The sequence below is a fragment of the Roseisolibacter agri genome, assembly GCF_030159095.1.
Taxonomy (GTDB): Bacteria; Gemmatimonadota; Gemmatimonadetes; order Gemmatimonadales; family Gemmatimonadaceae; genus Roseisolibacter; species Roseisolibacter agri.
The window spans coordinates 111,457-123,265 of sequence record NZ_BRXS01000008.1 but is presented as its reverse complement, the minus strand read 5'-3'; the positions used below and the strand labels follow the sequence as shown (position 1 = coordinate 123,265).

Genomic DNA, 11,809 nt, shown 5'->3' with positions numbered 1-11,809 from the left:
AGGGGGGGCCGTGCCGCGGCGGTCGCTGAGGCCTCCAGGGCGTACGCCCGGGGGGGGCGCGGCGGCCGCCGGCGCGCGGTCACGCGACCTCACGCTGCACGTCTTCCTCGCCGACCGGCCGGGGTCGCTGCTCGTCGGCCAGCTTGCCCAGCGCGGCCACGAGATCGCGTTCCGCTACGACCCGACGTTCGTCGCCACTGGCCTCGATCTCTCCCCTCTGGGCCTGCCGCGACGGCTCGACTGGCTGCAGGAGCGCTCCCGCGTCTTCGACGGGCTGCACGGCGTGTTCGCCGACTCGCTCCCCGACGGGTGGGGGCTGCGACTGATGGACCGCGAGTTCGCGCGCCTCGGGATCGAGCCGGCCACCGTGACACCCGTCGAGCGCCTCCGCTTCGTCGGCGCGCGCGCGATGGGGGCCCTCGTATACCAGCCGGCTCTGGGCCCCGACGCGGACCCGTCCCCCCTCGACCTCGACGCACTCGCGGACCAGGCCGAGCGTCTCTACGAGGGCAGCCCCGAAGACGTGCTCCCCGAGTTGCTTGCGGCGGGCGGCTCGCCGGCGGGCGCCCGGCCGAAGGTCCTCGTGGCGTACAACGCCGACACGGGCGCCATGCGTTCGGGCGCCGAGGACGTCCCCGCCGGGTACCGGCACTACCTCGTCAAGTTTCCGACGCGCGAGGACGGTGAGGACATCGGAGCGCTGGAGATGGCGTACGCGGCGATGGCGCGCGACGCCGGCCTCGACATGCCGCCGACGCGGCTCTTCACGACGCGTGCGGGGAGGCGCTGCTTCGGCGTCGAGCGGTTCGACCGGGTGCCCGTCGGCGCCGAGCCGGCGGGCGCCGGGGGCGGGCCCGTCGCGCACGAACGGCGCCATGTCCATACGCTCGGCGGGCTCCTGCACGCCAGCCATCGGGAGTTCGGCTGCACGTACGGCGAGTACCTCCGGTCGACGGCCGCGCTCACGCGCGACCGGCGCGAAGTGCTCGAGGCGTTCCGGCGCATGGTGTTCAACGTGGCCGCCTCGAACCGCGACGATCACGTGAAGAACTTCGCGTTCCTCCTCGGCCCCGACGGCGCCTGGCGCCTGAGTCCCGCGTACGACCTCGTGTACGCGGCGGGTCCCGGCGGCGAGCACTCCATGATGGTCGGGACCGAGGGGCGGCGCCCCACCTATCGCAACCTGCTGGAGGTGGCCGAACCTGCCGGCATCACTGCGGCGGAGACTGGGGAAATCGTTACGGCCGTCGTGGACGCGGTGCGGCGGTGGCCCGAGCGTGCGCGAGAGTTCGGCGTCACACGCGCGACGGCGGCCCGGGTCGGCGCGGCGGTCGCCGCGAGCAGTGCGGCCGCGCTGGAAGGGCGCCCCGTCGTGGCGGGCGGAGTCGGCGTGGGAGACACCACCGAAGCCGCTGCAGCCGACGCTCGTGTCCCGAACGCCGGCCCCGTCGACGACCCCTCCCCGCCGTCGAAGCGCGCCCGCTCGCGCGCTCCCCGGCGCGCCAACTGACCCGGCATCGGGGAGCTGGGCACGCAAGGAACCGTGTCGTCGCAGGGCCGTCGCCGTGTCACCGCCGGCCGTCGGTCCACACGCGCGCCCGCAGGTGCGACTCCCACCAGCGGGCGTAGAACGGCGCGAGCGCGTCCGCCAGTTCACGGGCCGCGCGCGCGGAGGTGACGTCGGCGCCTGCGGCGGCCCCGCGCGTGACGGCATGTAACGCCGCGAACACCTGCCGGGCAGTCGCCGAAGCCGCGGCCGGCGCGGTCCCGGCCAGCGTCAGGCCCGCGCGGGAGAGGTCGGGCGCTCCGAGTGCGTGGAGGAACGACGGCTCCGCCGTCCTGGGAATCCACCCGCGCGTCACCCAGCCGGCGAGCAGCGCCCGCAGCCGACCGACGGCCGCCGGATCCACGTCGCGGGACCACTCCGCCGGCTCGCTCAGGGTGGGAACGCACGCGGCCAGCTGCTCGAAGTCATCGCGGATGCTCTCCCAGCGCGGTGGTAGCGTCGGCGTCGGCTGGGACACGTGCGGCGAACGACGCACCGTTATGGGCACGACGCGTGACCGGTGCCAGGGGAGACGGGGCGCCTTGTGCATGCTCTCGCGCTGCACGAACAGCTCGCGCGCGTCGGCCCACCGCATGACGTGCGGGATCAGGGTGTCCCGCAACCAGGCCTGCGTCTCGGCGACGGTCCACACGTGCCCCGCCCGCAGGTCGTCTTCGAGCGACGCGCGGTCGTGCTCCGGCGGGTGCCAGCAGAGGTGCACGTCGGGGTCGTCAGTGGCGTCGAGCACGCTCCCGCCGGCCTCGGGCGCCACCCGGGCGCGCAGCGCGCGCGGGGCGTGGCCGGCCGACGTGAACACGCCGAAGCCGCGGCTGCCCATGACCGTCCACGTCTCACCGGCGGGCCCCCGCTGCTCCTCGCCCGCCTCGGCGAATGCGTTGATAGCACGCCAGAGGGAGCGTTGCACCGTGAGGAGGCGACACGTGCCCGCCGCGCCGACCGCGGCGCCGGCGCTGTGCAGCACATCCAGTTCGAGGCGCCGCATCGCGCGCACGTACCGGTGCGCTACCGTGTCGAGGGCGGCACACACGCGCGCCGCGTGATCGCGCCGGATCTGCAGCCAGGCGCTGGGCAGGCGGAGCGTGACGGGGCCGGCGCCCTGCGCGAGCAGCAGGGGACGACGGCCCCGGTCGAGCGGCGTCTCGCGCCCGGCCAGCACGGTCTCGACCACGTCGCCGTGGTCGAACGTGCTCTGGTACTCCCCCATGCCGGCCGCCGCCACGAGCAGCAGGGCCGAGCCGCGGAACCGCTGTGGGCTGGGGAGGAAGCAGTCGAGGTACACGTCCTCGAGCCACACGCGCACGTGATCCTCCCCGAGTAGGTCCGTGCGGATCGGCCAGGGCATGCGCGCGGAGAACGGCCTGCCGGGCGGCGCATGGTGGAGCCGTGCGACGCGGCGCGCCCGCTCCTCGCGATCCTGCAGGATGAGCTGCTGCACCTGCTCCTGAACGCGCGCCGCGTGTGCCGCCGCCACGTCGAGCCCGTGCCGGATCACGGCCTCCCAGACACCCGTCGTGCGGTTGCCCTTCGCGTTGTTGAACCGGCGGGTCGTCGGCACGCGGTTCTCGAAGGACTCGAGGTCGAACGTCTCCGGGAGGTTGAAACGGTGGCGCACGGCGCGGAGCTCGTCCGGGCGACGCCCGAGCTCCTGCGGGATCACGTGATCGATCTCGAAGGCCATGCTGCGCGGCCCGCCGCCGAGCGTGTCCCCCTGGTAGGCGCACTGCCCGCCGTACGCATGCCAGAACGCCTCGCGGTGGAGGTCGCGCCGGGAGTCGGTCGGCGAAGGGGACGCCTGCGTCTGCGCGTCGCGCCGTCGCGGCCCTCGGGAGGCGGGCGCCGCGGACGCCGCGGGCGCGGCGCCTCCCACCGGTGGTGGCGCGGACGTCCGACCCTTTCTCGGCGGCGGTCCTCCCTGTGCGGTCATGAGGGCGCGGAACGGGTTGATCTGACTGGCGGCGTCGGGGCGCGACCTGCCCGCCGGGAACCGGCGGCCAGCCGGACCCGCCGCACCTGGGCAGGACGTGGGGGCGTCCGGCGCGGCCGCCCCGGTACGTCAGCGCGCGTTCGGCTCACACACGACGCGACGCCCGCCGCGCCGGTGGGGCGTCCGACGCTCCACGGCCCCCGCTGGTGGAGCCGCAGCCGGCGTCGCGCCGCTGGAGGATGCGAGTAGACAGTCCGTTGAGGCGACCGGTGCACGGCGCGCGCACGAGCCCGCGCGCACGAGCCCGCGCGCACGAGCCCGCGCGCACGAGCCCGCGCGCACGAGCCCGCGCGCACGAGCCCGCGCGCACGAGCCCGCGCGTGCGACCGCTGTCGTCGGCGCTCGCGCGGGCGAAGCTCAGCGCGTCCAGAGGGCGGCGGGTCGCGCGAGGGCCCACGCGCTGTCCGACCAGAACGCGATGCGCCGGTCGGAGAAGTCGCCGTGTCGCGCCGGGCGCCGGAACACCCGGGAGCCCCGGTCCAGCGTGTCGCGCACGCCGAACGCCTTCAAGACGACGCGGTCGCGCACCGCGGCCGGGAACACGTGCTCCGCGAGGATCAAGTTCGGCCACTTGCCCGCCGTGCGGTCGAGCGGCGTCTCCGGCGCGGTGAGGTAGTCGTCGATCCACTCCAGCAGGCTGCCGCGTGGCACGACGTCGAGGTACTTTGGCTGCCACTCCCCGGCGTCCGCGTACGGGTGCAGCATCCCGTGGAAGAACACCGTGCGGGGGTGCCGCTCCAGGAACGGGACGACCGCCGCCTCCACTTCCGCGACGCTGGCAGCCGCCGCCATGTAGCGGATCGTGTCGACCGGCAGCGCCGGGAACGCCTGTAGGACGCGATTCAGCGCGATGACGCCCATGCTGTGGCCGACGAGCACCAGGCGGCGGGCGCGCCGCCGCGCGGGTGGCACGGAGTCGGCGCCTTGCGCGGCGATGAGGGCGGCCAGCGAGTCGAAGAGCACGTACGCGGCGCCCGTCGGCTGCCGGTAACGGCGCGCGGCCCGGGGCGTGGCCTGCAACTCGACCGGCGCGCGGAACATCGTCTGCGTGCGGCGGCGCATCTCGGCCCACGCTCCCGTGCCGAAGCCGTCGACGACAGGCCCCACCACGAGCTTCGGAACGAACGTCACCACCCCGGTCAGGTCGCGGGCCACCGTCTGGCCGACCGTCAGGTTGTAGTCGCCCAACCCGATCTCCAGCGGGTCCGGCGGGACCCCGGCCGCCGCGGGACCGAGCGCCACACGCGCCTGCGCCTCCGCAACGAGGCGCTCCTCCTTCGCGCGCTCCGCGCGGCGGAACTTGTCGATGCCCGGGATCGGGCAGAACTGGTTGCCCGGGAGGCGGGCGTTCGCCTCGCGCTTGAGCCGTCGGGTGAGCGTCCGGCAGTAGTCGCCCGACTGGTGTAGCCAGCCGAGTGGTGCCCGAGCAACCGTGCGCCCGAGGTCGGCCACGATCACGAACGGCGCGGTGAGGAGACCCAGGATAGGCCCATCGTCCTCGCCCTGCCGCATCCGGAACAGGTGCGAGCGGAGGGTCGACCCGGCAGAGGCGTTCCAGTTGAGGAACACCGGGTAGTACCCGGCGCTGTCCATCGCCGGCCCGAGCTGCTCCGCGTGTTCGTAGCCGCCCTTGTGGGAGACCAGGCCTCCGTGCACGAAGACGAGAATCGCGTCGTGCGGGCTCGCGCGGATGGAGTCCATGAGGACGCGGAGCTGTGCACGATACGCGGTGTCCCCCAACGGCCGGCCGGCGGGGCGCCCGCGGCCCGCGGCGGTCGCCGGGTCGAGCCCCTGGAGCGCGCGCCCGTCGGGGTGGACGAACACCGCGTGGTCGTTCACGCGGTAGCCCGTCGGGCGGAGCGCACACCCCGTCGTGCCCGCGATGAGCGTCGTGAGGACTGCCGTCGCGGCCGCGACGGCGTGGCGAATAGGGCGAGTGCTGGATCGGGCCGGCGCGAAGCGCCTCAGGTGTGCCGCGGCCATGGCGTCCCCACGCGTCGGAGGCCTTACGTCGCGCCGTCAGGCGCCCGGTCGCGACGTCGCGACCAGGCCGCCCCGCGGGCGACGGGCGAATAGGCGCCCGGGATGAGGAAACGTCCAGCCCCTGCGTGGCACTGGGACGCGGTGGCTCGGCGTGGTGGCTCGGCGTGGTGGCTCGGCGTGGTGGCTCGGCGCGGTGGGCGCGCCTCCATGACTACAGTCCGACCTTCGCCGCCGCGTTCTGCCGGAAGACCGTCGCGTGCCGGATGTAGCGCCGCAGCGTTTCCTCGCGCTTGTGATCGCTCTGCCGCATGATGTCGTGCGTGGGCACGCCCGCGGCGGCGGCGGAGGTGATGAATCCGGCGCGGAGCGAGTGCCCCGCGTAGCGGCGCGGATCGAACGTCTCGGCCAACCCCCACTGCCCGCGCTGCAGCGCGACCCGGCGCGCCGCCTCGACCGAGCGCTTCACCACCAGCGCGACCGCGCGGTCCGACAGCCGCCGCGGCTGCACCCGACCGTGGCGTGTCACCTCGCGGAAGACGGGGCCGTCCGCGATGCCGGCCGCCTCGAGCCAGCGCGTGAGCGCGCTCACGGGGCACGTCTCGGCGTGCACGCCGAACGGGATGCCCTTCTCGATCCCCTCGCCCTCCTGGTCGGTCTTCGACCGGGGCGTCGCGATCACCAGGCCGTCGCGGTGCCGCGCCAGGTGGGCGACGTCGAGCGCGACGAGCTCGGACCGGCGGTAGCAGCCCGCGAAGCCGACGAGGAGCAGCGCGCGGTCGCGGAGGTCGAGGAGCCGCTCGGTGCCGAGGGGCTCCAGCAGCGCGCGGAGCTCCTCGGTGACGGTCGGCGCCTTCGCGGCGGGCTGCGTGCCGTGCGTCCGCCGGATGCCGCTCCACACGTCCCGGAGGTCGCGCTGGCGGCTGTCGAAGTCCAGCCCGGCCTCCCGGTGCACGTGCTGGATGGCGGAGAGCCGGCGCCGCAGCGTCGACACCTTCAGCTGCTCGGGCCCGGGGCCGGCGTGTGCGCTCAGGTACCGCGCCACGAGGCGCGGGTCCGCCGGCAGCGGAGACGCCCCGTATCGCGCACACCACGCCGCGAAGTGCACCCAGTCCGCCCGATAGGCGCGGCGCGTGTTCTCCGCACGCGCGCGCGCGGCGTAGTCCGCGGTGGCGGCTTCGATGTCCGCCACGTTCCGGGCGCTCGCCGACGCCGGGCGTCCCGCGCCGGCCCACACGGGGAGCGGCGGCGGGACCTGCGGCGGGACCTGCGGCCCGACGTCAGCGGCGGCCGGCGTCGGTGCGTCCGGCTCCGCAGACGTCCGCGCGCCGCGACCGGAGTGCAACGGGTCCGACGGCGTGTCCGACATCGTGAGGGAGGGCGAAAGGGTGGTGGCGCAGCCGCGGGCGGTCAGGCGACCCCGTGTCGGGCGAACAGCCGGGCGAAAAAGGAGCCGACCACGTCGTCGAGCCGCCCGGCCTGCAGCTCGTAGCCGCCGAAGCGGTACACCTCGTAGCCATCGAGCCGCAGGTCGCGGTCCGCGCTGACCATCCGCGCGTACTGCGCGGGGCTCGCCGCCGCGCCCGCGTCGGCGCCGACGGCGTAGTGCTGCTGCCCGTCAAGTTCCAGTACGACGCGCACCTGCCCGGGCAGGAGTAGCAGGAAGTCCATGCGCTGGCGTGGGAGTGGCAGGGCGTCGCCGTCCGTGGCGGCTGGCCGCGGCGCGGCCGCCGCGAGGCGCACCCGTTCGTGCACGCTCTTCGGGTCGTAGTGGAGGTACACCTGCGGCACGAGCGCCGGTAGCCGGTCCCCGAGCCGTGCGCGACAGGCCTTGAAGTAGTGCTCGAAGAACGGACGCTCGATCCCCGCGTCGAGGGACGCCCGCAGGCGTCGGTACAACGCGCGCTCCGCCTTCGCGTCGTCGGGCGCCTCGTGGGGGGCGTCGTGGGACCGGGCGCCCCACCAGCGGACCAGGTCATGCCACCGAAGGCGTCGGCGGGGATGGGCTGGTCGTAGACCAGGCAGTGCTCCGCATGCCGGACGATGCGGATCTCGTTCTTGATGTCCTCCCCACGGCTGAAGCCGGGGGATTCCTGAGTCTTCAACCAGCGCGCGCGAACGCGACCGGCCGCTCAGCAGGTTCCAGGTTCCCCGCCAGGGCTCGCGCAGCCCCCGGCTCCCCCAGCGGTTTACGTCTCCGCCCATCCGGCGGCGACGGTCCTGCGGTCTCGCATCCGACGGCCGGGCGTAGCCCGAGAGCGACCAGCACGCGCTGGCGCACCACGTGGGCTGCGTTGCCGTCGGCGTGCGCCGCGTGGCCACACCGCTGGCACCGGAACCCCGCTTGGCTCTCGCGGTTCTCCGACGCCGTGTGTCCACAAGCCGCACAGGTCTGACTCGTGTAGGGCGCCGGCGTCGTCGCGACGACCGCGCCGGTCTTTCGGGCCGCCCAGCGTGTCGCCTGGACCGTCGCGCGGAACGCCCCTTCCAGCATCCGCCGGTTGAGCGCCGCCTTGGCTGCGCGGCCGTTGCGGACCCCGCTCCGATCCCTCGGCCGCGCCGTCATGCTCCGCAGGTGGAGCTCCTCGAAGCCGACGACCGCGTGGTCGCGCACCAGGTCCTGCGCGAGCTGCCGGACCTGTTCGCGGCGCTGCGTGGCCACGCGACGCTGCAGGCGCTGCTCGGCCCGGACGCTCCGCCACCAGCCGCGGCTCCCCTTCCGCCGACGGCTGCGCTGCCGCCCGAGGCGCGCGGTCCGCCGGCGCTGCGCGGGCGAGCGCCGGGCGATCTGCACGGCCGCCTGCCCCTCGGCGCCGACCGTGCGCGTCCAGGTCGACACGACGCCGAAGTCGAGCCCCACGGCCGCGCTGTCATCACCGCTCGCGAGCGCCGCCATGCGTGGGTGCTCAGGCACGGGCACGGGAGCCGCGGCGTAGCAGACGCTCACCGTCCAGCGCACACCGTCGTGGGCCACGGTCACATGGCGCAGGGCCCCGAGGTCGGGCGACGAGCGGCGGAGCCGAATCCCACCCGGAACCTTGGCGAGCGTCAGCGTGGTGTCGCTGAGCGTCGCGTGCGGCAGCGGGTAGCGGAGCCCGAGCGGATCACGGCGCTTCTTGAAAACGGGCCACCGCGCCCGTCCGGCGAGCGCGTTCGCCTCGGCCTGCACGTAGGTCTTGAGCGTCTGCTGCTGCGGCACGACCGAGCCTGCGGCGAGCCAGGGCCGGCGGCGGCGCCAGACCGTCAGTCGCCGACAGAGCGCGGGGTAGCTCGTTCGGCAGACGGCGGGCACGGGTCGCCCCGCGGCCTTCGCGGCGACCGCGATGCGGCGCAGCCGGCGGGCGAGCGCCACGGCGCGGTTCCACACCCAACGGCTGCGCCGGATCTCCGCGTAGAGCAGGCGCTGTTGGGCGCACCGCGCATCGAGCGCGAAGCTGCGGCCAGCGAACATCAGCGATGGCTCGAGCGCGTAGGCGAACACCCGCCGAAGCTACGCAGACGCGGTGGCCCGTACAAGCGCCGAAGAGCCAGCGCGACCCGATGCAAGGGCTGCGGCGCCGGGGCTGCCCCCCACCGCGGAAGCCGGGGCTTCCCGCGCGATTTGGTGACGTAGCGCGCCTTGCCGGCGAAGGCCTCCTGTCCGTCGCCGGGCGCCGCGACGGCCTGCAGGCCGACCTCGACGCAGAACGCCGGGACGTCGTAGGCCTTCTCGGCCGCGATCACGTCGATGAGACACGTGCGGAGCACGTCCTCGGGCGATGTCGGACGTCGCGGCCCGGTGGCCCGAGTCGCTGGCAGGTGTACCATGTGGCGTGTGGGGAGCGCTGGGCGTGGCCCGATTCCAGGTGCCGATACTCCGGGGTTATCGGAAGCTGCAACCCAAGCTAGTCGCGCCAGTACCAGCCGCCAACGCGTTCCGCGCGCGTCACGCGCTGGCGGGCGGCACGGCGGGTCGCCGCCCGCCAGACCTGCACCCTCGCGACCTGCACCCTCGCGGGCGCTCGCATTCCAACTCTCGCCGCCCCGTACTTTGCCGTACGCGCGTGGTCGTGCCCGCGCCCGGGCCGCCGCCATGAGAGTGCGACCTGCGACACTGCGGTACCGCCTCCCCCCGCGCCGCCGGCGTCCCCCACCTGGCCACATGACCGAGCATCGCCGACGTCGCCGCTTCTGGCGCCAACCGACCACTGCGCCCTCGGGGCCGACCCTCCAGGCGCTCGGGGACTTCCCGCTCTCATTCGGCCAGCTGCACGACCTCTACGGCGGCTTCACGCCACACTTCGAGCCACATCGCGTCTCGCTCTCCGCCTGGCTCTCCGACCTACGTGAGGAGGCGGACCTCACGGACATCCGCGACGCGCTGGCGACGGCCGAGGACGGGCGCCCGCCGCGGGTACTGCTGCAGCGCCACTTCTACTGGAGTGCGACGTGCGCGATCCGCGCCTTCGACTTGTTCCTCGCGGTGCTCGCGCTCGAACGCCGGGGCCTGTGGTCGTGGGCGCTCACGACCGGGTACTACAGTCGATTTTACCTCGCGAAGGCGCTGACCAATCTCTGGCTCGGCTCGTGGGTGACCACGGAGGTCGTCGCCCCGCGTCCCCACCAATCCCCGGCCGCCGAACGCGAGGACACGGACCTCCGCTACGAGGACCTGCTGGTCTACTAGGGGACCGACGGACCACGGCTGCTGCGCGCCCGTCGGGCGAGTCAGCACCCGCGTGACGCGGTCGTCCCCGTGCCCCTCGCCGCGCGCGGCTCGCACGAGCGGTGGTGGCGCCTCGCCGCCGAACTGCTGCATGCGCGCGACGTGCCCGGGTACGAGCGCTTCGCCTTCGTGTTGACGGACACGGAGTACAGCCTGCAGCGGCGCACTGACGTCAACTACGCAGACGCGTACATGCGAGGCTTCCCGGAACTCGAGTGGTTCGATCACGCGAGTGCCGCGCAGATGCTGACGCATGCGCGCGCCGACCGCCGCCGCGCGGACCGCGACTTCACCGCCGTCGACCGCTACTTCGCCGATGACGACCCCGCATCGGTCGAGCTGGGCGACTTCCACACCGACAGCGCGCAGGTGCTGTGGCTCGGCGCCTTGACGTGGCTCGACACGGTCCGTGCGTTAGGCATTCGACAGACGCTCGTCACGCCTGAGAAGCTGACCGCCCTTGCGGCACGCGTCCTTCGCGAGGACTTCCCCCGCGTGCTGGCCGGGATCGCGTCCGAGCTGCGGCAACGGGACGGGTAGCACGACACGCCGCCCACGGCGGCGCCCACGGCGGCGCCCACGGCGGCGCCCACGGCGGCGCCCACGGCGGCGCCCACGGCGGCGCCCACGGCGGCGCCCACGGCGGCGCCCACGGCGGCGCCCACGGCGGCGCCCACGGCGGCGCCGCCACGCGACCTCGGGGGCCCCTCGGAAGGCGGCGCCCGTTGGGCCAGTGGCCGCCGTAGACGGGCCACGGATCGAGCGCCCACGGGCGCGGCCGCTCGCCACGCGGTGCTCGGCCCGGGCGTCACGGTCCCGCGGCCGCCGCGCTCGGGAGCGGTCACGCCACGCTCCGTCTCATCCCGCTTACAGGCCCGATGGTGGGCGCTCAGCGCGTCGGGGCGCGTATCGCGGGCCAGTTCGGGGTGCCGTGCCGGATGGCAGCGCACGTAGTGTGGGCTGATGCACTCTGGGCCGGACCGCACCTCCGCTGGGCACATGATGCGCCCCGTTCCCCTTCCGACGCACACACGAGTCGGCCCGCCGCGCCGGCGCGGCGGGCCGTCAGCGACTGTGCTTATACATGAGGTCCACCAGCTCGTCGTACATGCTCTCAGCCTCCTCGGACGTACCGCGTAGCGCCGACGACGCGCAGTGCTTGAGGTGGTTGCGCATCAGCTCGCGCCCCACCGCGCGCAGCGCCTCGTGCACGCTCGAGATCTGCGTCATGATGTCGGCGCAGTAGCGGTCCTCCTCGACCATCTTCTGCAGTCCGCGCACCTGCCCCTCGATGCGCCGCAGGCGCTTGAGGTTGCGCGTTTTGGCCTCCGCATCGACGCCGGCCGCCTTTCGGCCGTCGCCGTCGTGGTCCGTGCCGCACCCGCAGCTCGCCGCCTGGGTGAGCTCCGCCGGCTCGCGCGTGGTCTTCGTCGGCATGTTGGTGTCCGCGTCAACTGCCGACCTCGGCCGCGCTCGCCCCATGCGGACGCGCGCCGCGGTCTCCTGCACAATGTTAACATACCCCCAGGGCGTATGCCATCCGACTGGGACGTCCGTGGGCGCCCCCCAGCCA

9 protein-coding genes are annotated in these 11,809 nt (G+C 74.4%); 3 read left to right on the top strand and 6 right to left on the bottom strand.

What is annotated here, in order from left to right:
- The first annotated feature begins 10 nt into the window (after positions 1 to 10).
- Positions 11 to 1,510 carry a type II toxin-antitoxin system HipA family toxin gene (locus rosag_RS23630; RefSeq protein ID WP_284352649.1) on the top strand — a complete coding sequence of 500 codons (1,500 nt, stop codon included), beginning with the start codon at positions 11 to 13 and terminating at the stop codon, positions 1,508 to 1,510.
- 58 nt (positions 1,511 to 1,568) lie between these two features.
- Here rosag_RS23630 and rosag_RS23625 read toward each other — a convergent pair whose 3' ends face one another.
- The 5 genes from rosag_RS23625 to rosag_RS23605 form a co-directional block, all read right to left on the bottom strand.
- Complete coding sequence (locus tag rosag_RS23625) at positions 1,569 to 3,179, bottom strand: hypothetical protein (protein WP_284352648.1); 1,611 nt, start codon at positions 3,177 to 3,179, stop codon at positions 1,569 to 1,571.
- 729 nt (positions 3,180 to 3,908) lie between these two features.
- Positions 3,909 to 5,534: a hypothetical protein gene (locus tag rosag_RS23620; protein ID WP_284352647.1), complete on the bottom strand. Its 1,626-nt coding sequence runs from the start codon at positions 5,532 to 5,534 to the stop codon at positions 3,909 to 3,911.
- 211 nt (positions 5,535 to 5,745) lie between these two features.
- The gene (locus tag rosag_RS23615; protein WP_284352646.1) at positions 5,746 to 6,723 is read right to left on the bottom strand and encodes a site-specific integrase; all 978 of its coding nucleotides are present in this window, start codon (positions 6,721 to 6,723) and stop codon (positions 5,746 to 5,748) included.
- A gap of 218 nt (positions 6,724 to 6,941) precedes the next feature.
- Positions 6,942 to 7,430 carry a hypothetical protein gene (locus tag rosag_RS23610; protein WP_284352645.1) on the bottom strand — a complete coding sequence of 163 codons (489 nt, stop codon included), beginning with the start codon at positions 7,428 to 7,430 and terminating at the stop codon, positions 6,942 to 6,944.
- A gap of 202 nt (positions 7,431 to 7,632) precedes the next feature.
- Entirely contained in the window at positions 7,633 to 9,012 is a 1,380-nt protein-coding gene (locus tag rosag_RS23605; protein WP_284352644.1) for an RNA-guided endonuclease InsQ/TnpB family protein, read from the bottom strand.
- A gap of 660 nt (positions 9,013 to 9,672) precedes the next feature.
- Between rosag_RS23605 and rosag_RS23600 the strand changes: the two genes are divergently transcribed.
- Positions 9,673 to 10,197 (top strand): hypothetical protein, encoded by a 525-nt coding sequence (locus rosag_RS23600; RefSeq protein WP_284352643.1) that lies wholly within the window; start codon positions 9,673 to 9,675, stop codon positions 10,195 to 10,197.
- 69 nt (positions 10,198 to 10,266) lie between these two features.
- A complete protein-coding gene (locus tag rosag_RS23595) occupies positions 10,267 to 10,776 on the top strand; it encodes a hypothetical protein (RefSeq protein ID WP_284352642.1) in 510 nt (169 codons plus the stop codon).
- Positions 10,777 to 11,301: 525 nt separating this feature from the next.
- Here rosag_RS23595 and rosag_RS23590 read toward each other — a convergent pair.
- Positions 11,302 to 11,673, bottom strand: coding sequence for a metal-sensitive transcriptional regulator (locus tag rosag_RS23590; protein ID WP_284352641.1), 372 nt, complete (start codon positions 11,671 to 11,673; stop codon positions 11,302 to 11,304).
- Positions 11,674 to 11,809: the final 136 nt, after the last annotated feature.